16 protein-coding genes are annotated in these 22,230 nt (G+C 72.5%); 6 read left to right on the plus strand and 10 right to left on the minus strand.

Annotation, left to right across the window (positions count from 1 at the left end; genetic code table 11):
• The first annotated feature begins 41 nt into the window (after positions 1–41).
• Entirely contained in the window at positions 42–980 is a 939-nt protein-coding gene (locus tag ACIBI5_RS28860) for an ATP-binding cassette domain-containing protein (protein ID WP_397251869.1), read from the plus strand.
• Positions 977–1,753: an ABC transporter permease gene (locus ACIBI5_RS28865; RefSeq protein ID WP_397251870.1), complete on the plus strand. Its 777-nt coding sequence runs from the start codon at positions 977–979 to the stop codon at positions 1,751–1,753. The genes ACIBI5_RS28860 and ACIBI5_RS28865 overlap by 4 nt, the downstream gene beginning before the upstream one ends.
• A gap of 2 nt (positions 1,754–1,755) precedes the next feature.
• On the opposite strand, the gene ACIBI5_RS28870 is transcribed toward ACIBI5_RS28865, so the two are convergent.
• The 4 genes from ACIBI5_RS28870 to ACIBI5_RS28885 are packed head-to-tail and all read right to left on the minus strand — an operon-like array spanning position 1,756 to position 7,515.
• Positions 1,756–4,419: an ATP-binding cassette domain-containing protein gene (locus ACIBI5_RS28870; protein ID WP_397251871.1), complete on the minus strand. Its 2,664-nt coding sequence runs from the start codon at positions 4,417–4,419 to the stop codon at positions 1,756–1,758.
• Positions 4,416–5,576 carry an OmpA family protein gene (locus ACIBI5_RS28875; protein WP_397251872.1) on the minus strand — a complete coding sequence of 387 codons (1,161 nt, stop codon included), beginning with the start codon at positions 5,574–5,576 and terminating at the stop codon, positions 4,416–4,418. Before ACIBI5_RS28875 ends, ACIBI5_RS28870 begins: the two co-directional genes overlap by 4 nt.
• Complete coding sequence (locus ACIBI5_RS28880; protein WP_397251873.1) at positions 5,573–6,769, minus strand: hypothetical protein; 1,197 nt, start codon at positions 6,767–6,769, stop codon at positions 5,573–5,575. Before ACIBI5_RS28880 ends, ACIBI5_RS28875 begins: the two co-directional genes overlap by 4 nt.
• On the minus strand, positions 6,766–7,515 hold the full coding sequence (locus ACIBI5_RS28885) for a hypothetical protein (protein WP_397251874.1): 750 nt from the start codon (positions 7,513–7,515) through the stop codon (positions 6,766–6,768). The genes ACIBI5_RS28880 and ACIBI5_RS28885 overlap by 4 nt, the downstream gene beginning before the upstream one ends.
• An 84-nt stretch (positions 7,516–7,599) precedes the next feature.
• On the opposite strand from ACIBI5_RS28885, the gene ACIBI5_RS28890 reads away from it, so the two are divergent.
• Positions 7,600–8,316: an NUDIX hydrolase gene (locus ACIBI5_RS28890; RefSeq protein ID WP_397251875.1), complete on the plus strand. Its 717-nt coding sequence runs from the start codon at positions 7,600–7,602 to the stop codon at positions 8,314–8,316.
• Positions 8,317–8,483: 167 nt separating this feature from the next.
• Here the strand turns inward: ACIBI5_RS28890 and ACIBI5_RS28895 are convergent, their stop codons facing one another.
• Positions 8,484–10,385 (minus strand): hypothetical protein, encoded by a 1,902-nt coding sequence (locus ACIBI5_RS28895; RefSeq protein ID WP_397251876.1) that lies wholly within the window; start codon positions 10,383–10,385, stop codon positions 8,484–8,486.
• Positions 10,386–10,400: 15 nt separating this feature from the next.
• Positions 10,401–10,928 carry a hypothetical protein gene (locus tag ACIBI5_RS28900; RefSeq protein ID WP_397251877.1) on the minus strand — a complete coding sequence of 176 codons (528 nt, stop codon included), beginning with the start codon at positions 10,926–10,928 and terminating at the stop codon, positions 10,401–10,403.
• Between the two features lie 88 nt (positions 10,929–11,016).
• On the opposite strand from ACIBI5_RS28900, the gene ACIBI5_RS28905 reads away from it, so the two are divergent.
• A complete protein-coding gene (locus ACIBI5_RS28905) occupies positions 11,017–12,711 on the plus strand; it encodes a hypothetical protein (protein WP_397251878.1) in 1,695 nt (564 codons plus the stop codon).
• Here ACIBI5_RS28905 and ACIBI5_RS28910 read toward each other — a convergent pair.
• The gene (locus ACIBI5_RS28910) at positions 12,686–15,310 is read right to left on the minus strand and encodes an AAA family ATPase (RefSeq protein WP_397251879.1); all 2,625 of its coding nucleotides are present in this window, start codon (positions 15,308–15,310) and stop codon (positions 12,686–12,688) included. The genes ACIBI5_RS28905 and ACIBI5_RS28910 overlap by 26 nt on opposite strands.
• Positions 15,311–15,378: 68 nt before the next feature.
• Between ACIBI5_RS28910 and ACIBI5_RS28915 the strand changes: the two genes are divergently transcribed.
• Complete coding sequence (locus ACIBI5_RS28915; protein WP_397251880.1) at positions 15,379–16,470, plus strand: epoxide hydrolase family protein; 1,092 nt, start codon at positions 15,379–15,381, stop codon at positions 16,468–16,470.
• Here ACIBI5_RS28915 and ACIBI5_RS28920 read toward each other — a convergent pair.
• Positions 16,467–18,260, minus strand: coding sequence for an APC family permease (locus ACIBI5_RS28920; RefSeq protein ID WP_397251881.1), 1,794 nt, complete (start codon positions 18,258–18,260; stop codon positions 16,467–16,469). The genes ACIBI5_RS28915 and ACIBI5_RS28920 overlap by 4 nt on opposite strands.
• A gap of 208 nt (positions 18,261–18,468) precedes the next feature.
• Here ACIBI5_RS28920 and ACIBI5_RS28925 point away from each other — a divergent pair, with 208 nt between their 5' ends.
• A complete protein-coding gene (locus ACIBI5_RS28925; protein ID WP_397251882.1) occupies positions 18,469–18,720 on the plus strand; it encodes an SAV_915 family protein in 252 nt (83 codons plus the stop codon).
• Positions 18,721–19,024: 304 nt separating this feature from the next.
• Here the strand turns inward: ACIBI5_RS28925 and ACIBI5_RS28930 are convergent, their stop codons facing one another.
• On the minus strand, positions 19,025–19,693 hold the full coding sequence (locus ACIBI5_RS28930; RefSeq protein WP_379640196.1) for a response regulator: 669 nt from the start codon (positions 19,691–19,693) through the stop codon (positions 19,025–19,027).
• On the minus strand, positions 19,690–22,230 hold the full coding sequence (locus ACIBI5_RS28935) for a DUF4118 domain-containing protein (RefSeq protein ID WP_397251883.1): 2,541 nt from the start codon (positions 22,228–22,230) through the stop codon (positions 19,690–19,692). The genes ACIBI5_RS28930 and ACIBI5_RS28935 overlap by 4 nt, the downstream gene beginning before the upstream one ends.

Below are 22,230 nucleotides of genomic sequence, written 5' to 3' on the forward strand. Positions count from 1 at the left end.
TCCCTTGACTCACTCCTAGGATTCTGCATTATCTTAAAACTATGAACGTCATACACAGTACGTCATTCACAGATGCCATCGTGGCGCGGGGCCTGGTGAAGTCGTTCGGGGACACGCGGGTGCTCGGCGGGATCGACCTGACCGTGCCCACGGGCTCGCTGCTGGCGCTGCTCGGGCCCAACGGCTCGGGGAAGACGACGACAGTGCGCATCCTGACCACGCTGCTGGCTCCGGACGGCGGCAGCGCGATCGTGGGCGGACACGACGTGGTGCGCGACGGCGTCGCCGTACGGCGGGCCATCGGCCTGACCGCCCAGCAGGCCACCGTGGACGACCTGCTCACCGGCAGGGAGAACCTCGAACTGTTCGCCGGCCTCTACCACCTCGGCCGCCGCCAGGGCCGGCGGCGGACGCAGGAGCTCCTGGAGCGCTTCGACCTGGCCAACGCCGCCAACCGCCGCGTAGGCACCTACTCGGGCGGCATGCGCCGCCGCCTCGACCTGGCGGCCAGCATGGTGTCGGCGCCACGCATCCTCTTCCTCGACGAGCCGACCACGGGCCTGGACCCCCGCAGCCGGGTGGAGCTGTGGGCGGTGATCCGCGAACTGCTCGCCGCGGGGACGAGCATCCTGCTGACCACGCAATACCTGGAGGAGGCCGACCAGCTAGCCGACCGGGTCGCGGTGATCAACCGGGGCCGGGTCGTGGCCGACGGACCCCCCGAGGCGCTGAAGCGCCAGGTGGGCGCCGAGCGCCTCGTGCTGCGCCTGGCGCCGGCGGACGTGCCGCGGGCGAGCGCCCTGCTGTCCGCTCCGGGCGGGGCGGACCCGGCCGAGATCACGCTGGCCGTCCAGGGGCCCGACCACCTCAGGCACACCCTGGACGAACTACACCGGGCGGGCATCCCCGTCGACCGCGTCGAGCTGCGCACGCCCACCCTCGACGACGTCTTCTTCGAGCTCACGGCGGTGGCGGCATGAGCGCGCCCCTGACCGCCGTGGCCGACCTGCGCCGCCTGGTCGCCCGCGACCTGCGCCGCGAGCTGCGCACGCCGGACAGCCTGATCGTCAACATCGCGCTGCCGGTGATCATCATGGTGTTGTTCGTGTACGTGTTCGGCGGCGCGATCACCACGGGGTCGAGCGGGCTTGACTACATCGACTTCGTCGTGCCCGCCGTCCTGCTGATGTCCTGCGGGTACGGCTCCGCCCTCACCGCCGTGGCCATAGCCGACGACATGACCGGGGGCATGATCGACCGCTTCCGCACGCTCCCGATCAGCGGCTGGACGGTGCCGGCCGGGCACGTGGTGGCCTCGATGGCGCGCAACGTCGTGGCGTCCGCGATCGCGCTGGCCGCCGCGGTCGCGCTCGGCTTCCGGCCCTCGGCCTCGCTCGCCGAGTGGGCACTGGTGCTGGCGCTGGTGGCGGCGTACATCCTGGCGATGTCGTCGCTGGCGGTGATCTGGGGGCTGGCCGTGCGCTCGACGCAGGCGGCGGGGGCGTTCAGCTTCGTCGTGCTGTTCCTGCCGTACCTGTCCAACGGGGTGGTCCCGGCCGAGACGATGCCGCCGGTGCTGCGCGCCTTCGCCACCCACCAGCCGGTCACGTCGGTGGTGGACACGCTGCGCGCGCTGCTCCTGGACCTGCCGATGGGCTCGGCGGCGGCGGTGGCGGCCGCCTGGCTCGGGGGCGCGGTCGCGGTCAGCATCCCGATCGCGGCCGTCCTGTTCAGGCGGCGGACCGCCAGGTGAACTCACCCCCAGCCGACGCCGCGTCCGGGGGTGAGGCGGGCCGAGAGCACCGCGACGGCGACCAGGGAGTAGGCGACCGCCAGCGCGGCGCACATGGCCAGGTCGAAGAACCACTGCCCGGAGGTGTGCGCCCACAGGGCCTCCCGCTTGCCGGGCAGGGCGGTCAGGGAGGCGGCGGCGGCCAGGCCCCAGCGGTCGGGCAGCAGCGCGGCGGTCACGGCGAGCGCGCCGCCGCCGGACAGGTCCGCGGTGGAGCCGTTCAGGGCGATCTGGGCGACCGAGGTGAGGGTGACGGCGAGCACGGCCTGCTCCAGCTTGCGCACCGAGACCGAGATGAGCAGCCCGAGTGACATGGCCGAAACCGACAGCACCGCCAGCACCACGAAGAGGTCCAGCGTGGGCGTCGTCCACAGGGACGCCGCCGGTCCCGGGCGGATCCAGGTGAAGACCAGTGTCATGATCAGCGCCTGCAGGATCGCCACGGCGGCGAAGACCTGCCATTTCGCCACGAGCACGGCGCTGACCAGGACACCGGTGCGGTGTTCGCGGGTGATCGTGCCCATCTCGGCGACGATGTCGCTGTAGGTGAGCGCCTGCCCGCTGAGCATCGCCAGCGTGGTGAGCAGGCTGATCGCGGTGACCGCGTCGCCCGAGGCGCCCTTGCCGAGGCCGTCGGGGCCGGTGACCCAGGCGGCCAGCGCCGCGGAACCGGCCGCGACCAGGAACGGCATCAACGCCACCGCCCATCTCCTGACCGGCCCGGTCGAACCCGCCCGTACGCCGCGGGTGGCCAGCAGCGCGACCTGGCGCGACAGCAGCACGCGCCACTGGCGGGTGAACGTGGCCGGCGACCGTCTGCGCTTGACACGCGGGCCCGGCCGGGCATCGGCGCCGCTCGCCCGGATGTGGGCGGCGGCGTCGCGGGCTTCGGCGTCGGCGTGGCGGCTGCCGTACCGGAGGGCGAAGGCGTCGGCCTGGACGTCGAGGTCCTTCATCAGCGCGGCCCAGCGCTCGCGCTCAAGGTCGGGCAGGACCCGCTCGGGCGGGCCGTAGAAGACGGGCCTGCCCTGTTTGACCACGACGAGGACCTGGTGGGCCTGGCCGAGGTGTTCGATGGCGTGTGTGACGATCATGACGGTGGCCTCGTGGGTCTCGGCGTAGTCGCGCAGGAAGGTCATCACCTCGTGGTCGAGCCCGGGGTCCAGGCCCGAGGTCGGCTCATCGAGGAGCAGGAGTGTCGGCTTGTTCAGCAGTTCCATCGCGATCGACACGCGGCGCTGCTGGCCGCCCGACAGGGCGCTGACGCGGTAGTGGCGGCGTTCGTCGAGCTTGAGGTCGCGGCAGACCTCGCCCACGCGCGTCCCGGCGCGGCGGCCCGGCCCGCGCAGGCGGTAGGCGTAGCGCAGGAGCTGGTCGACGGTGAGCGTGGCGAGCAGGTCGGTGCCCTGCGGCACGAACCCCAGCCGCTCCCTGATCTGCGGCCCGTGCGCGGCCGGCGACAGCCCCTCGAAGTACAGCTCGCCCGCGCTCAGCGGCAGCTCACCCAGCAGCGCGCTGAACAACGAGCTCTTGCCCGCCCCCGACGGCCCGAGTATCGCCAGCAGCGTGCTCTCCGGCTGCACGAACGACATGTCCCTGATCCGGTAGTACCGGTCGGTGCTCGCCTCCAGCCCGAGTGCGACGACCTTGCGTTCGCCGAGCCTGCTGACGTCGAGCGCGTCGAGGCCGGGCAGCACGTAGTAGCGGTACTCGCCGAAGTCGAAGTGGTCGCCCGGCGCGAGCAGCGCCTCGCGTACCGCGCCGCCGCCGATGTAGGGGCCGTTGCCCCGGCCGAAGTCGCGCAGCCGCAGGTGCTCGCCGTCGCGGGCGAGGCGGAAGTGCCTGGGCGCCGCATAAGGCTCCCCCAGCCGGTACGGCTGCGCCGCGTCGGCCCCGAACACGTTGTCCCCCGGCCGCAGGGCGATGCGGAAGGCCGGCGGGCGTACCGGCTCCACCTCGACCGGCGGCGCCACCGTGGCCGCCCGCCTGACCCAGGCCGGCGCCTGCCCGCCGAAGCGGAGCTGGTCGGCGACCCACGCCTTGTCCGGGTGGAAGCGCAGCAGGGAACGCAGGTAGGCGTCGAGTCTGCGGCCGTACAGGCGTTCGGCCAGCCGTACCCGGGCAGAGGCGACCTCCAGCGACTGCTCGCGCAGCGCCTCGGTCCGCACCAGGTCGGCGGTGGCCGCGTCGAGCGCGGCCCTGGCGCGCGCGGCCGCCTCGCGGGCGGCGGCGAGCCGGCGGGCGCGATAACGGCGGCGGCGCTCACGCACGGCGGCGTCGTCGAGCCCGGTGTCGCCGGGACGCCGCTCACGCTCCTCCTCCGCGGTGAGCGGACGTTCGAGCGCGGCCACCCTGGCGTCGGCCAGCCGGCACGTCTCGCGGGCGGCCGCCTCACGGGAGCCGGCCTCGGCGATCAGGCCGGGCAGCGGCGCGACCTGGCGCTGGTGGCGGATGTACTCCTGGTGGTAGACCTGCTGCGCCTCGCCGATGATGACGTCGCGGTGCGGCGAGCTGATCGGCTGGGGCCGCGGGACTTTCGGACGGTCGGGGATCTGGCGCAGGCCGTCGCGCAGGCCGTGCCACCAGTCGCTCCAGCGGGTACGCACGTCGTAGGCGAGCGGTTTCATGGTTTCTGGCATTGTTCCCGCCGGATGACGACCTTGCGGTTCTGGTTGGCCTTGGCCGGGTCGAGCCGGCCGTCGGGCAGGGTGTCGTCGACGTGGTCCGGCCAGTCGGTGGCGACGCCCCTGGCGGTGATCTTGTTCTCCGGGACGCCCAGGGAGACGAGGATCTGCTTGACCTTGTCCGCCCTGGCCTGGGAGAGCGGGCGGTTGATCGCGTCGCCGCCCTCGGAGGAGGTGGTGCCGATCAGCTCGACGGGCCGGGCGGCGCCGGCCAGGTCGGGGGCGAGCCCGCGCAGCGTGGCCGTGGCCGCGGCGGGGTGGCGGAAGTCCGCCCTGCCGCGGATGAAGCCGACGTCTCCGGCGTTCTGCAGGACGACGTCGCCGCAGGGCCGTATCGGCGTCGGCGTGGGCATGGCGATCGTCGCGACCGGGGGCAGTCCCGGCATGGCCGAGGGCTGGCCGGGGCCCGTCGTGATCTCGGCGCAGGCGGCGCCCGCGGCCGTGGCGGCCTTGGTCCAGATCTCGCCCAGGTTCTCGCTCACCCTCGGCGGCAGGTCGATCTGCGGGTCGGCGGCCAGCCCCAGCCCGTCGAACAGCACGCGCCGCCCGGTCAGGTCGGGCAGCAGCTTGCCGCCGACGAGATGGTCGGTGAGGTCGTCGGGGTCGGCGTCCAGCACGCCGTCCTGGGTGAAGTCCAGGTCGCCCATGGTGGCCAGCGCGGAGTCGACCACGACGACGCTGCCGCCCTCCCCCGCCATGCGGGCGGCCACCTCCAGCGCCTTGAGCACGTCCGCCTCCGCCTTCACGGCCCTGGCCTGCGCGTTGATCGCGGCGGAGATGTCGGTGACGCGCCGGTTCACGCTCGCCTCCAGCGCGGGCGTGTTGGCGGCGGTGGAGGTGAACCGGGTGGAGTAGATCGGCTGCGGGTCCCCGTCGAGCCGGACGGCGTACACGCTGTGGCGCGCCATGAGGACCTTCCTGATGAGGGCGTTGAGCTCGGGAGAGATCACGGGCGCGGGCGAGTTCGACCGGGCGCCGATCACCAGCGCCAGCGAGCCGCCGTCGCCCACGCAGGCCAGCGGCTTGGCGGGCGGCTGGTCCACGCCGCACGCGGTCAGCGCGGCCGTCATGGCGACGCCCGCGAGCACGGTTCTTCTCATGGGTCCTTCTTCCAGTGCGGGCGGTGGTCGGACTGGAACATCGCGTTGGTGGCGCTGGGATCCTGGTGGTAGGCCGCGTGGTGGACCCGGACCATCTGCTTCAGCTCCTCGGCGAGCGCGGCGCGGGTCCCCATCTCGGCCAGATGCCGCTGCCTGGCCTCGCGCAACTCCTCCGCGTACTGCGTGCGCTCGCTCTGCGCCCTGCTCAGCCGGGCGCTGGAGGCCGCGGCGGCCTCGGTGACCGTGCGCAGGTTGCGCATCGCGCGGGCGTAGTCGGAGCGGGCCGGATGCGTGGTCAGGTAGCCGCCGAGCGCGGCGACCAGGCCGGTCGCCAGGTAGAGCGCGAGGAAGACGCCGGCCGTCCCGAGGGCGGCGGGCAGGTCGGGCGCGGCGGCGGGGCCGCCGATGACGATCGCGGGCGGCTCGCCGGCGTCGCCGAAGAAGTAGCGCAGCGCGGCGGCGCCCACACCCAGCACCAGCCAGACCAGGAAGCAGAGCACGACCCATCGGATCCTCCGCTTGGTCCCGGCGCTCGCCTCGCGGGCCTGGACGCCGATCTGGTGGCTCAGGTACAGGGCGGTGGTGGTCAGCCCGGCCACGATCAGCGCCCCGGCCATCGGGGGCAGGTCCGCCAGCAGGATCTGCATGACCTGCCAGAACGCGGCGGCATCCGCGCCCGCGGCCATCACCAGCGCCACCACGTGCAGGAACGTCGCCGGTGAGCGCCCGGCCAGCAACGGCGGATCGGCGAACCCAGGCCGCGCAGGATCCTGGCCGGCCAGGCGGTCCCTGGCCGAGTCCACCGCGGTCCTGGCGTCGGCCAGGCGGCGCTGGAGGTAGGCGTCGCTCTTCTCGTACTGGGCGAGGGCCGGCTCGATCGTGTTGAGCCTGACCACGCTCTCCACCTGGAAACCCGCGTACTCGGCGGCGGCCTGGTGCTGCCACGTCTCGTGCCAGGCGTTGATCAGGTTGTCGAGCGCTCCCCCGGTCAGCTCGTCGGTGCCGGGCGCCAGCCGGTCGGCGTACGACTGGGTCAGCACCAGATGTCCCGCCCGGTCGACCGGCGTCGGCCGGAAACTGTTGCGGGGCGGTGGCGGCGCGTGCGCCTCCTGGAACGGCATGCCGCCCAGGCCGGTGATGCGCAGGTCCCGCCTGCGCAGCCACCACCGCCTGAGCGTCTGGAACACCCTCATGCGCTCTCCGTCGGTTCGTCGCGGATCCATTCGGGCAGTTCTGGCGCGCTCAGCTTGAGCAGCAGGTTGAGCAGCCCGGGATCGGGATGCCGGGCCAGCAGCCCGGTCAGATACACCGCGCGCCGCCGCCGGAAGTGCTCGTGCACACGCAGCGCCCGTGCCCGCGCCACACTCGGCCGCAGCGCCTGCCGCTCGGCGAGCGAGACGGCCCGCTCTCTCTGCTCGTCGAGGCTCGCGTGCAGGTCCTCGAAGGCGCGCAGCGCCCGTAGCCGAGCGTTCTCTCGTGCGGTACGGCGGCGCCGTTCGATCAGCGCGTCGGGATGGGTGAGCGGGTCGAGCTCGGCCGGTCCCCTGCGCAGGTCGTCCTCGGTCAGGGGCCGTGCGCACTCCTCCACGGCCAGGTGCAGCCGGCGCCTGGCCTCCTCCAGCTCCCTGGCCAGCGCGTCCTTGGCGGCCACGGCCTGGCCGTGCAGCTCGCCGAGCCTGGCCAGCTCGTCGTCCCTGGCGACCCGCTCGGCGGCGATGCGTTCGAGCGCCTCGCTGGTCAGCATGGCCAGGTAGGCGGTCTCGGGTGCGGGCGCGCCGTCCTCGCCCTTCTCGGCCACGTGGCGCAGGAGCTCGGCCAGAAGTTTGCGCCGGCCGTCGCGCTTTCCCGCGGACTGGTCGGCGCGCCGTGTTTCCGGCGGGTAGGGGATGGCTTCCTCGGGAGGGCCCGCCCAGCTCGCCGTGTCACCTATATCACCCATCAGGCTTATCTCTAACTTTAGGTCGATGTGACCTTATCAATCGGGCGATGTTTAGGTCAAGGTGACCTTAGGTATTCTCTTAGGGTGTCCAAGTACGACGGGACGGCGCCGGTCGCGGTGACGGTCGATCTGGTGATCTTCACGCTCCGCGAATCCGCCCTGCAGGTCCTTCTCATCGAGCGCGGCAAGCCACCCTTCATGGGCGGGCTCGCGCTGCCGGGCGGCTTCGTCCGCGATCACGAGGACCTGCGCGGGGCCGCGCTGCGCGAACTGGGCGAGGAGACCGGGGTCGACGGCGGCAAGCTCCACCTGGAGCAGCTCCGCACCTTCGGCACCCCGGGCCGCGACCCCAGGGTCCGCACCTTCACCGTCGCCTACCTGGCCCTCGGCCCCGACCTGCCCGCCCCCGTAGCCGGCACCGACGCCGCCCACGCCCGCTGGATGCCCGTGGCCCAGGCGCTGTCGCCGTCGGTCGAGCTGGCCTTCGACCACCAGGCGATCCTGCGGGAGGGGCTGGACCGGGCGCGGGGCAAGCTGGAGTACACGACCGTGGCGGCGGCCTTCTGCCAGGAGCCGTTCACGCTGGCCGACCTGCGGCACGTGTACGAGGTGGTGTGGGACCTGGACCTCGACCCCAGCAACTTCCGGCGCAAGGTTTTGAAGGCCGACGACTTCGTGGTGCCTACCGGGGCGTTCCGGGCTCCGGAGGTGGGCCGGCCCGCCGAACTGTACCGCCGAGGCCGAGCCGAAATCCTCTACCCCCCCATGGTCCGCACCACCACCCCACCCACCCCCACCTGACCCACACACCACCCACCTGCCCCCTCACCAGCGACACCTCACCCCGGCCACCGCTCCCGCCTTGGCCACCGGCCCGGGAGCGCCCGCTCCCAGCCCCGGCCACCCTCGCGACCGCCCCGACCCCCTGCTCCGTGTACTCCGCGGCCGGCACCCCTAAGCCGCCCGGGTCAGGTGGGGGTGGGTGGGGTGTCCAGGGCGCCCAGGGTGATCAGGTGGAGGACGAACTCGGCGGCGTTGCGGGCCGCCCTCGCCTGGTGGCGCTTGGTCTTGCCCACTCCCCAGTCGCTGATCGCCTTGATGACGATCCAGTCGGCCCGGTGTTTCGCGGCGGCGGCGTACACCCCGGCTCCTTCCATTTCGCCGCCCAGCGCGTCGGGGTGGGCGGCGATCAGGCGGTTCCGTTCCTCCTCGGAGTTGAGCAGCGTGTTGCCGGAGAGCATGACTCCTATGTGGGGCTTCACGGCGTCCACCGCGTAGCAGGCGTTGAGCAGTTTGACCGACGGCTCCGCGCGGGCGCCCCTCGGGATCTCGACCGGGCCCGACTCGCCGTCGACGATCTTCTTGAGGTCCAGGACCCGGAGCTGGCCGGCGACCAGTACGTCGCCGATCCGCTGCGGGCCCTTGCGCAGCCCGTAACAGATGCCGGTGAGGATGACGTAGTCCGGCCGCAGGTCCTCGATGAGGGTCTGGGCGGTGAGCATGGCGCCGGCGGTGGCGGTGGTGCCGGGTTCGGATCGGGCGAGCAGGATGGTGGCCTTGCTGACCACGCCGAGGTTGAAGACGACGTGCGGGCCACGGAAGTCCACCTCGGGCGCGTGTCCGGTGTGTACGCGCACCACGGCCTTGACCTGCTCGTACTCCACGCTGGTGGCCACCAGGAGCAGTACCTTCGTCGTGGCGTCCATCGCGGTCAGCTCCTTGTCGAGATTGGCGCGGCGACGGCGGCGGGCCGCCAGGTACCAGCGGCCCGCGGTCAGCGTGACCAGGACGCCGGCGAGGGCCATGACGCTGGTGAGCCAGCCGACGACGACCGCCTGGGGCGTCTGGGGGCTCAGGCCGGGCGGGTCGGTCAGCAGGACGCGCTGGGAGAGCCAGCGCACGGCCGCCCAGTAGGTGGCGGGACGGCCGGCGCAGTCGTTCCCGCAGGCCTCGGCCTCGAAGTCGGCCACCGGCAGCGCCCCGCAGAGCACGACGGTGATGCCGGCGAACACGTACAACAGGAACCCGGAGGCGGCGTCGCGTTCGGTGGGCTCCTGGGGGCGCGGCCGGGGCAGGGAGATCAGGAACGCCAGGCCGTCCCCCTGGTCGTCGAGACGGGCGTGCCGCGCCCGGGTGAGGAAGGCGGCGCGCATGGCGTCCGTGGTGACGCCGTTCAGCACGCAGACGAGGCTGCCGCGGTCGTCGCCCCAGCCTTTGGGCAGGGCCGCGAGACGGTCCACGATCTGCCTGATCAGCAGCTCGGCGTGCTCGGGCCGCGCCTGGTGGCAGAGCGCGACGGACCAGTGCTCGTCGCGCAGTTCCTCGGTGGTGACGCGGTGGTCGCGGCCGCGTTCCACGACCGGGCGTACGGCCTTCCACAGCAGGTTGATCGTCATGGCCAGCATGACGACGGCCACATGGCAGACGGCCAGTACGGGCAGGGCGATGACCACGACCGTCAACCCGCGCTGGGCCACCACCAGCGGGATGAACGCCAAGCTGAGCACGATCATCACCGCGGGCAGCACGAAGGCGACGAGCAGGTCCCAGCGCCGGTCGGCCCGGCGTAACCACCCGCCTCTGGTGCCGGGGGGCGGGCGGCGGCCCAGCGGGGGTTCCAGCACCGCGAACTCGTTCTCTCCGCGCCAGACGAGGCGGCCTTCGAGGGCGGCGCCGTACAGCTGGAGTGACAGCGGAGTGCGGGAGCGGATGGCGCCGGAGATGCCGCGCGGCCGGACGGTGCGCCGGACCTGGCGGCCGTGTTCGGCGGCGCGGACGGCTCTTGCGGCGGACCTTGCCTGGGCGAAGGTCACGGCGGGCGCGTAGGCGCGGCCCGTGCCTGGACGAGGGTCAGCGTTGTCCGCGGACATGGTCGATCGTAGGCATCAGACCTGCCCGTTCATGGTGTTTCTGATGAAGTGGGCGCCCAGGATCAGGGTTCCGCTCGCCTCGACCGCGATGAGCATCATGAGTCCGGCGGAGTGCGGGGCGTTCATCCAGGCGACCGAGAGTGCTATGAAGGCGGTGAGGCAGAACAGGGTGAGGTCCACGGCGAGCTGGAGGATCTTGCGCTGCCCCCGGCGCGGGTCGCCGCGGTGGCGGTGTTCCCAGGTGAACACGCCGTCGGGCGGGTGGCCGAGCCGTACCAGCTCGGGCGTGATCGCGTGCTGGATGTGCCGTCCGATGGCGGTGATGCGGTCGTCGTTGATGAGATAGGTCCAGCCGAGGATCATGCAGACCGGCGGGAGCAGGGTGAGCATGGCGGACGCGCCCGTCTCGATGGCCCCCGCGATCACCAGGGCGAACGCGCCGAGCGAGGTGTAGACGAGGTTGTCGCGGGTGGAGATGCGCAGCCGCTGCTCTTCTTTGAGGTGCTCGTACTCCAGGAGCAGCAGGCCCGAGTCGTCCCGCATGCAGCCTCCTTCCCGTTTTAGGTCAGTTCGACTATAAGGAATGCCGTACGATAAGGTCAAGGTGACCTTTAAAGCGAAAGGCGAGCCGATGACGTGGTGGCTGGGCGAGGACGGGTCCCCGCGCGACCTGGTGGTCGTGCTGACGGCACTGCCCCTGGAGGCCGACGCGGTCCGCCGCCGGATGCGCGACGTGGAACGCAGCACGCACCCGTCGGGCACGGTCTTCCACGTCGGCGAGCTGCCTGACGTGCGGACCAAGGTCGTGCTCGGGATCACCGGCGACGGCACCAAAGAGGCCGCGATCATCACCGAGCGGGCGATCGAGACGTTCCGGCCCGCCGCCGTCCTGCTGGTCGGCGTGGCCGGGGCGCTCAAGGACGGCGTCGAGCTCGGCGACGTCGTCGTGGCCAAGCGCGTGCACTGCTACTCCGGCGGCAAGGAGACGGCCGACGGGCTGCTGTCGCGCCCGCGCACGTGGGACGCGGGGTATCGCCTCCTCGCCCTCACCTACGACCTCGACGTCGACTGGCCGGGCGAGGCGCCGCGGGTGCACCACAAGCCGATCGCCTCCGGCGACACGCTGCTGGCCAGCCGCGTCGGCCCGCTCTCCGCCCTGCTGAACGAGCGCTTCGAGGACGCGGTGGCCATCGAGATGGAGGGTGCGGGCGTGGCCATCAGCGCGCAGCAGCGCGAGACCAACGCGCTGGCCATCCGCGGCATCAGCGACCGCGCCGACGAACGGAAGCAGGCGGCCGACGCGGGCGGCTCGCAGGAGCGCGCCGCCGCCAACGCCGCCGCCTTCGCCGTCGCCCTGATCACCGCCTACGCCGCCACGCTCAAGAAGGTCAAGAAGGTCAAGCCCGTGCCCGGCCACCTCGGCGGGGAGATCCTGGCGGCCAGGCTCGGCGGCGCGGTCACCAGCCTGTGCTTCGGACCCGGCCGTACGCTGCTGGCCGCCGCGCTGAGCGGGCCTATCCGCCGCTGGCGGCTCGACGACGGCGAGGAACTGCCCCCGATCCACGCGGCCACCTGGATGCCGCCGCGCTACGGCGTACGTGTGGCCGCCTCCCCCGGCGGCGGCCCGGTCGTGGTCCGCGACGGCTACCAGCTGCTCGCCCTGCGCCCGGACGAGCCGGATCACCCGCCGATCTCCCTGGGCAGCGTCACCTACCCCGGCGACCTCTACTTCGCCAGCACCGCCTCCTACGCGCTGCTGTCCTGGGCCACGATCTTCCGCCTCCGCTCGACCGCGACCGGCGCCGACCTGCTCTCCTTCACCGCCGTCGCGGCCTCGATCTCAGCCGACGAGAGCACGCTTGCCGTCGCGAAGGGCCTGGTCAGCGGCGGCAGGCACGTCCAGGTCTACCGGCTGCGGCCCGGCCAGGCCCCCGTGCCCACCGGGCCGCCGATCGAGCTTCACCAGGCGGCCGGCATGGCGCTGCAGATCGCGCTGTCCCCCGACGGCGCCATGCTCGGCGGCATGACCGCGCGCTGGGCCGGCGTCTTCGACGTGGAGCGCGGCGTGCCGATCATGCCGAGGTCGGGCGGCGGGGACCTGTGGAGCCAGTTCTTCCCCGAGGCGATGAGCCTGGTGTGCACCCCGCGCGGACGGCTGCTGCACATGAGCAAGGGCAAGGTGCTCCAGCTCGACGTCAACAGCCGCGGCGACGCGCCCTTCCTGCCCGGCGGCGGCGGGTACCGGCGCCTGGTCATGAGCCCGGACGGGCTGCTGGCCACCGGCGACGCGTCCGGCTGGGTCAGGGTGCGTCCCTGGCAGGACTGAACTCCGGCAGCGCGGCCAGTTCGGTGCGCGAGCTCACGCCCAGCTTGGGGAAGGCCTTGTAGAGGTGCTGGCCCACGGTCCGCGGGCTGAGGAAGAGCCGGGCGGCGATCTCCCGGTTGGCCAGTCCCTGCGCCGCGAGCTGCACGATCTGCCGCTCCTGCGGGGTGAGCGCGGCCAGCGGGTCGCGCGCGCCGGAGCGCGAAGTGGACCATCCGGCCGCGTCGAGCTCGGCCCTGGCCCGCGCCGACCACGGGTGGGCGCCGAGCCGATCGAAGGTCTGCAGCGCGGAGGTCAGCGGCGGGCGGGCGTCCACGCGGCGGCGGGCCCGCCGGAGCCACTCGCCGTAGAGCAACTGGGTGCGCGCCTGCTCGAACGGGCGCGTGTGCAGCGCGAGCGCACGCGTGAAGTGCTCCTCCGCCGGTTCGGCCAGGGCCCGGCAGCGGTGGGCGAGCGCGTGCGCCCACGGCTGGTCGAGGATGGCCGTCCACTCGGCGAACCTGGCCAGCGGCTCGACCGCCCGGGTCGGCCGGCCGCAGCGCACCGCCGCCTCCACCAGGTCGGGGACGACGCGCATGGCGGAGATCTGGTTGCGGGCCCTGCCGTACAGGAGGTCCTCGAAGGCGAGCAGCGCCGGCTCGGCGCGGCCGAGACCGAGGTCCAGCAGCGCCCGCGCCTCGCCGAATCCCGCGCACGCGCTCGCGTCGCCCTCGATCGCGCCCAGGTAGGCCAGCAGCGCGCCGGCCTGCGTCGCCCACTGCGGCTGGGCCGTGTCGCGGGCGATCCGCACCGCCTCGCCGGCGTGGGCGCGGGCGTCGGCGTGCCAGCCGAGCGCGAGCTGAGTGCTCGCCAGGTACGTCAGGGACTGCGGCAACAGGCCGACCCGGCTCTCCTCCCTGGCCTGGGCGGTGGCCCGGGTCGCCAGGTCGTGGGTCTGCCGGTCGGGCTGGGCCAGCCCCAGCGCCCCGACCAGCAGCAACCCCCGCCGGTCGAGCTCGGCCAGCTCGCGCCCGGCGGCCACCACCTCGGGCAGCGGCGGCAACCCTTCGGCGGGACGGCGCAAGGCGAGCGCGGCGAACCACCGGCACAGCTGGTACACCGGCGTCACCGGATCGTCCTCCGGCAACCGCAGGCCGGCGAGCTGCCGGTCGGTCCTGGCGGCCATGTCGCGGTCGCCGTCGAGCCAGACGAGCGAGGAGGCGTCGAGCAGCAGCCAGACCGCGGCCCGGGGATCGTCGCCGGCGAGGCGGTCGATGCCGATCGACAGCTGCGCGTGGGCGCTCGGCAGCAGTCCGAGCCCGTAGTCGGCGCAGGCGCGCACCCGGATCAGGCGGGCGGCCAGCGCCGGGTCGGCGTAGGCGCCGGTGGCGTGCTCGGCGATGGCGCGGGCGTGGTCGAAGCGCCCGCCGTACTCGGCCGCCTCGGCGGCCAGCGTGAGCCGCCTGGCGCGGTCGTGCGCGCCGGCGCTGAGCTCGGCGGCCCGCTGGTAGGCGGCGGAGGCGGCCGCTCCGCCGCCGCGCTCGGCCGCGCGCTTGGCCGTGCCCTCCAGCTCGTCGGCGAGTTTCTCGTCGGGCGCGGTCGCGGCGGCCGCCTGGTGCCAGGCCCGCCGGTCGGCGTCGCGCGGGTCGGTCAGGGCTCCGGCCAGGGCAGCGTGTACGGCCAGCCGTACCTCCTCACCGGCGGCGCCCTGAACGGCGGCCCGCACGAGCGGATGCCGGAACCCCAGGCGGCGCCCCTCGACCGTGATCAGCCCGCTCTCCCTGATCACCGCCAGGTCGGCGGTGGTGCCGCCCAGCTCGCGACCGGCGGCCAGCACGACGTCGAGGTGGCCGGTGCCGTCGAGGGCGGCCACGGTCAGCAGTGTCCTGGCGGCGGCGGGCAGCGCGTCCGCCCGGTGCTGGAACGCCTCCTGCAGCCGCCCGGTCAGCGGGTGCAGGCCGAGCGACTTGGGCAGTTCGACGAGGGCCAGCGGGTTGCCGCCCGCTTCGGCGAGCACGCGATGGCGCAGCTCGGACGGCAGGTCGCCGGCGGTGGCGTCGAGCAGGCCGGCGGCGTCCGCGGGATGCAGGGCGCCGAGCCTGACCTCGGACAGGCCGGGCGCGGGGAAGCCGGGCTCGCGGGCGGCGAACAGGAGGAAGACGCCGTCGGCGTCCAGGCGCCTGGCGGCCACGAGCAGCGCGTCGGCGGAGGCGTGGTCGAGCCAGTGGGCGTCGTCGACCAGGCAGAGCAGGCCGCCGTCCGCGGCCAGTTCCGACAGCAGGGACAGTACGCCGAGCCCGACGAGGAAGCGGTCGGCGGCGGCGGGACCGAGGCCGAAGGCGCCGCGCAGCGCGTCGGCCTGGGGCGGCGGCAGGTACGGCAGATGGCCGAGCACGGGCTGCAGCAGCAGGTGCAGCCCGGCGTAGGGCAGTTCGGCCTCGGCCTCGACACCGGCGCCGCGCAGCACGCGCATCGGGCCCGCGGCGGAGGCGGCGTGGTCGAGGAGGGAGGTCTTGCCGATGCCGGGGTCGCCGCGCAGCACCAGAGCGCCGCCGGCACCCTCGCGGGCCTCCGCCAGCAATTGGCTCAACGCGGCCTGCTCGCCGTCGCGCCCCCACAGCACGAGTCGCAGCCTATTACCTATGAGATGACTCATTCACCACATTTCGCCCGGGAACTAATGTCGCGGCCATGACGCCTTTCCGGATCGAGATCCCGCAAGAAGCCCTCGATGACCTGCGTGAACGACTGCTCCGTACGCGGTGGTCGCCCGAGCTGCCCGGCGCCGGCTGGGATCGCGGCGTACCCGTCGACTACCTCAAGGGCCTGGCCGACTACTGGGCCAACGACTTCGACTGGCGCAAGGCCGAGGCCGAGCTGAACCAGTGGCCCCAGTACCGGACCGAGATCGGCGGCCAGACGGTGCACTTCCGGCACCTCCGCGCCGAGCGCGAGGACGCGCTGCCGCTGCTGCTCCTGCACGACAACCCCGGCGGCGTCATCGGCCTGCTCGACGTCCTCACCCCGCTCTCTCGCGACTTCCACATCGTCGCGCCGACCATGCCGGGCTTCGGCTTCTCCACACCGGTGGCCGGCACCGGCTGGACGGTCCCGCGTACCGCCGGGGTGTTCGCGGAGCTGATGGCGCGCCTCGGCTACGAGCGCTACGGCGCCCACGGCGGAGGCGGCGGCGCCAACCTGTCCATGGAGCTGGGCCGCCAGGTTCCCGAGCGGCTGGCCGGGATCCACGTCAACGCCTACGTCACGATCCCGGCCGGGGACCTGCCCGAGCTGAACGAGGACGAGCAGCGGCGGCTGGGCCTCATCCAGCGCTTCATGCAGGACGGGATGGGGTTCAACATCATCATGACCACCCGGCCCCAGACCATCTCGCACGGCCTGCACGACTCCCCGGTCGGCCAGGCCGCGTGGATCGTGGAGAAGTTCAAGGAGTGGACGGACGGCAGCGCCGAGCTGCCCGAGGACGCCTTCTCCCGCGACCGCATCCTGACCGAGGTCAGCACCCAGTGGTTCACCGGCACCCAGGGCTCGATCTCGCAGAGCTACCGCGACGTCTCCGAGGACCCGAACGCCTGGGGCCCGAAGGCGCCTATCACGGTGCCGACCGCGTTCGCGGTGGCGGCCAGTGACGTGACCGTACGCGGCCTGGCCGAGCAGGAGACGAACGTGGCACGCTGGACCGAGTTCGACCGCGGCGGCGCGTACCTGGCGCTGGAGCAGCCCGACCTGCTCATCGCCGACCTCCGAGCCTTCTTCGGCTAAACGTCCTGGCCCTCGACCGGCTCGGCCAGGCGGAAGCGCATCCGGCACACCACCGCGTCGGTACGCCTGCGCAGCGCCCTGGCCAGGACGGCCCCGCGCTGGTTCTGCAGCAGCCGCTGCCAGGCGTGCTCCGGCTCCACCTCGGCGATCAGCACGAACACGTGCGCCTCCGGCACCTGCTTGAGGTAGGTGACCAGCGGGTCGTCGAGGCGGCGCCGGGCGTCGAAGAGCTGGACCAGCTCCACCTCGGGATGCCAGAGCTCCCAGTCGGCGACGAAGAGGTGGGCGGCCCCCTCGTCCTCGGGGTGGGCGATGTTGACGGCCACCACGCGGTCGCCGAGCGAGAGGGCGGCGGCCAGCGCGTCGCGGCTGAGCCGGTTGACCGCGTGGACCGGCACCACGACCAGCGAGCGGCGCGGGCGCGGCGGGGTGGGCGTGCGGCCGAGTTCGAGCCGCTCGCCGATCCGCGCGTACGAGTGGTTGACCCACGTCATCGCCGCCACCATCAGCGGCAGGGCGACCACGATGAGCCAGCCGCCCTCGGTGAACTTCGAGACCGTCACCACGATCGCCGCCACGAACGTCAGCAGGGCGCCGAAGCCGTTCAGCGCCACCCGCCACCGCCAGCCCGCCGGGCGCCCGGCCAGCCAGTGGCGGACCATGCCGGTCTGGGAGAGCGTGAAGCCGACGAAGACGCCGATGGCGAACAGGGGCACGAGCAGGTTCATGTCGCCCTGAGCGGCGATCAGCAGGACGGCGCTGGTGACGGTGAGGAAGGCGATGCCGTACCGGTGGACCTGGCGGTCGGCGCGCAGCGCGAACAGATGCGGCAGGTTGTTGTCGGCGGCCAGCAACTGGGCCAGCACGGGCAGGCCGCCGAAGGAGGTGTTGGCGGCCAGCGCGAGCAGCACGACCGTGGAGAACTGCACCAGGTAGAACAGCCACCCGTCGCCCAACGCCGCCCGCGTGACCTGCGCGAGCACGGTCACCCCCTCGGCCGGGGCGATCGAGAACTTCTCGATCAGCGCCGCGATGCCGATCAGCATGACGGCCAGCAGCACGCCCAGCGCGACCTCGGCGTTCTGCGCCCGCCTGACCCTGGGCCGCTTGAACGAGGGCACCGCGTTGGCGATGGCCTCGACGCCGGTCAGCGAGGCGCAGCCGTTCGCGAACGCCTTCAGCAGCAGGAGCACGCCGACCGTCTGCAGGCTCGTGGTGGTATGGCCGGGGTCGACGGCGGCCTCGCCACGGACCAGCCCGGCCACGATCACGAGCATGATCGAGCCGATGTAGATCAGCGTAGGCACGATGAACGCGCGGGCACTGTGGGCGATGCCCTTGAGGTTGATCGCGGTGATGAGCGCCAGCACCCCCAGGCACAGCCACACGGTGTACGGCAGCAGCCCGGGGAAGGCCGAGGTGAGCGCGGCGACGCCGGCCGCCACGGAAACGGCCACGTTGAGCACGTAGTCGATGATGAGCGAGGCCCCGGCCACCAGACCGGCCCCGCGTCCCAGGTGGGCCTTGGCCACGCCGTACGCGCCGCCGCCCTGCGGGAAGGCGGCGATGACCTGCCGGTAGGAGAAGGTCAGCACGGCCAGCAGCGCCGCGATGGTCAGCGTGACCGGGATGGTGAACCCGAGGCCGGCGCCGCCGGCGAGGGCCAGGACGAGCACGATCGCCTCGGGACCGTAGGCGACCGACGCCATCGCGTCCAGCGACAGCGCGGCCAGCCCGCCGATGACGCTCAGCCGATGCCGGTCACCGGAATGTTCTACTTCACGACTCACGGCCCCATACGAGCCCTATCGGGACATTTCACACAACCGTCATTGACGAGTTCGCGACGGCTTCTGCCCGGATAGCTGCGCGTCGTTGACACCTGGGGCGCGTCGCGTCAACGTTGCGGCCTGTCGCGTCGGGATCGCGTAGCGAACGCCCCCGGGGACTCGTCTCCGACCTAGCGTCACTGTCGTACGACGCATCCCAGGAGATGAAATGTCACTCTTTGTCCCGGTCCATCAGGGCCGGTTCAGCGCTTCGCTGCGACTGTTCCGCACCGCCTCGGGAAGGGCGACGGCGGTGGCCTTCAGCTCGCCGCTGCGCTTGGCCGCGGTGCTCGGCAGCGAGCAGACCTGGGTACGGCTCAGCGAGCCCGCCCTGCGCGGCATGCTCCGCGACCTCGACGTCACCGGCGTCGTCGTCGACCCCGCGGGCGTCATGGCCCGCGCCACAGCCGGAGCGGCCTGATGCGCGCCCTCGGCCGGGACCTGGCCGCCACGACCGAGACCCGGACCCCCCGGCCGTCGACGACGCTCTTCCGCGAGGAGCCGAAAGACCTGTTCCTGCGTGAAGTGGGGCTCTGATGGGCATACCGGAATATCTACCCACCCGTGTCGGAAGGAGCATGATGCGGTCGCAGAAGCCGCGCCCCGAAACGCTTGGGCTCCTCGTACTGATCGCCATCGCAGCGGCGATCACCCTCCTTGTGGAGGTTCTTCCTTAGCAATACCGGAGCCGCGCTCGTGAACTCACGAGCGCGGCTCCGGCGTGTTCAGGGCTGGAAGCGGTAGCCCATGCCGGGTTCGGTGATCAGGTGCGCGGGGTGGGCGGCGTCGGGCTCCAGCTTGCGGCGCAGCTGGGCCATGTACTGGCGCAGGTAGTGGGTCTCCTTGACGTACTTCACGCCCCAGACCTCGGTGAGGATCTGCCGCTGGCTGACCAGCTTGCCGGGGTTGCGCAGCAGGAGTTCGAGTATGTGCCACTCCGTCGGCGTCAGCCGTACCTCGCCCGAGATGGTCTTGCTGGTCAGGTCGACCAGGTGCTCGCCCACCTTGACGCGGGCCAGCTCCGACTCGTGCAGCGTGGTACGGCGGGTGACGGCCCTGATGCGGGCCAGGAGCTCGTCGATGCCGAAGGGCTTGGTGACGTAGTCGTCGGCGCCGGCGTCCAGGGCGTCGACCTTGTCCTGGTTGCCGGCCCGGCCGGACAGCACGATGATCGGGACGGTGGTCCAGCCGCGCAGGCCGTGGATGACGTCCACGCCGTCCAGGTCGGGCAGCCCCAGGTCGAGGATGACCAGGTCGGGGTGCCAGTCGGCGGCCTCGCGCAGGGCCGAGCCGCCGTCGTGGGCCACCGCCACCTCGTAGTGGCGGGCGACCAGGTTGATGCGCAGCGCCCGCAGGATCTGCGGCTCGTCGTCGACGACGAGGATCCTGGTCATGCCGCCGGCTCCTTGATGGGCATCGTGAGGATCATGGTGAGACCTCCCCCTGGTGTCTCGTCGGGGAACAGAGTGCCGCCCATCGCCTCGGCCAGGCCCCGGGAGAGAGCCAGGCCCAGTCCGACACCGGTGTGGTTGTCGCGGTCACCCAGTCGTTGGAAGGGCAGGAAGACACGGTCGTGGGCATCGGGCGGGATGCCGGGACCGCGATCGATCACCCGGATCTCCACGTGGTCGCCGTGCCAGCTCCCGGTGATGATCACCTTTTTGCCGGGCGGGCTGTAGCGGACCGCGTTGGACATCAGGTTGACCAGCACGCGTTCGAGCAGCGCCGGGTCGGCGATGATCTCGGGCAGTTCGATGGAGATGTCGCCCTCGACCCGCTCGCGCAGCGGGCCCAGGTCGTCGACGGCCCGCGGCACCACCTCTTCGAGCGCCACCGCCTGCAGGCCGACGCCAAGCACCCCGGCCTGCAGGCGGCTCATGTCGAGCAGGTTCGCCACCAGGCGGTCGAGGCGGGCCAGCGACTCCTCGGCCGTGGCCAGCAGTTCGCTGCGGTCCTCGGGGCTCCAGTCGATCTCGTCGTTGAGCAGGCTCTCCACCGCCGCCTTCGCCGAGGCCAGCGGGGTACGCAGGTCGTGGCTGACCGCGGCCAGCAGCGCGGTGCGCATCTTGTCCGCCTCGGCCAGCGGCTTGGCCTGCTCTGCCTCCTCCTCCAGCCGCTGCTGCCGCAGCGCCACCGCGATCTCCGCGGCGAACGACTCCAGCACCCGCCGGTCGGAGGCGTCCAGCAGCCCGCCCCGCGCGGCGAGCACGAGGTCCTCCTCGATCACCACGTCGGTGTCGCCGCCGGACGGCGTCGTGCACGGCGTGCCGCCGGTCGTGGCGACGATGCGCCAGGCCGCCGGGTCGGTGTGGTCGTCGGGCGCCCTGCCGGTGTCCGGCAGGCGTTCGAGCAGCGTGACCGAGGTCAGCCCGAACGTCTCCCGCACCCGCACCAGCAGCTCCGAGACCGCGGACTCCCCGCGCAGCACGTGCCCGGCCAACGTCGAGAGCACCTCCGCGTCCGCGCTCGCGCGCGCCGCCTCCCTGGTACGGCGGGCCGCCAGATCCACGATCGTGGACACGGCCGCCGCCACCACCACGAACACGATGAGCGCGAAGAGGTTCTCCGGATCGCTGATCGTGAACTCGCCCACCGGTGGCGTGAAGAAGAAGTTGAGCAGCAACGACCCGCCCACCGCCGCCGTGATCGCCGGCCACATGCCGCCGATCAGCGCCACTCCGACGGTCATGACCAGGAAGAAGAGGATCTCGCTCGGCAGCGACAGATCATCGCGGAACGGAATCAGCCCCGCCGTCAGCAACGGCATGCCCAGCACGGCCGTCAGCCAGCCGATCGACCGCCGGGTGCGGGTGAGCGCCGCCCTGGTGCGCTGGGGACGACGGCGGCCCTTCTTCGCCTCCTCGTGCGTGATCATGTGCACGTCGATGGATCCGGACAGCGCCGTGGTGTCCACGCCGACGCCGCGCGAGAAGATCTGCGCGAACCTGCCACGCCGCGAGGCGCCGAGCACCAGCTGGGTGGCGTTGACGCCGCGGGCGAAGTCGAGCAGCGCGCGCGGGATGTCGTCGCCGACCACCTGGTGGTAGGTGCCGCCCATGCTCTCGACCAGGGACCGCTGCCTGGCCAGGCTGGCCGGATCGCCGCTGGACAGGCCGTCGGCCCTGGTCACGTGGACCGCCAGCAGGTCGGCGCCCTTGGTACGGGCGGCGATGCGGGCGGCCCGCCGTACCAGAGTGTCGCCTTCGGGACCGCCGGTCAGGCAGACGACGACGCGCTCGCGCGCCTCCCAGGTGCCCTTGATGCCGTGGTCGCTGCGGTAGCGGTCGAGTTGCTCATCGACCTTTCCCGCGACCCACAGCAGCGCCAGCTCGCGCAGAGCGGTGAGGTTGCCGACTCTGAAGTAGTTGGACAAGGCGGCATCGACCTTCTCCGGGGCGTAGATGTTGCCGTGAGCCATCCGGCGGCGCAGGGCCTCCGGTGACATGTCGACCAGCTCGATCTGCGTGGCACGGCGGACCACCTCGTCGGGGACGGTCTCCCGCTGCGGGATACCGGTGATCTGCTGGACGACGTCGTTGAGCGACTCCAGGTGCTGCACGTTCACGGTGGAGATGACGCTGATGCCGGCGTCGAGGATCTCCTCGATGTCCTGCCAGCGCTTGGCGTTCCTGGAGCCGGGGACGTTGGTGTGCGCCAGCTCGTCGATGAGCGCGATCTTCGGCGCGCGGGCCAGGACCGCGTCCACGTCGAGCTCGGTGAAGGTGGCCCCCCGGTGGACCATCGTCCTGCGGGGGATCACCTCAAGCCCGTCCAGGAGGTCCTCGGTGTTGGGACGGCCGTGGGTCTCGACGAGACCCACGACCACGTCCCTGCCCCGCTCCAGCGCCCGGCGGCCCTCACCCAGCATCGCGAAGGTCTTCCCCACCCCTGGTGCGGCGCCCAGGTAGACCCTCAGCCGGCCGCGTGGCAT

It is taken from the genome of Nonomuraea sp. NPDC050540, from assembly GCF_044457485.1.
Classification (GTDB): Bacteria; Actinomycetota; Actinomycetes; order Streptosporangiales; family Streptosporangiaceae; genus Nonomuraea.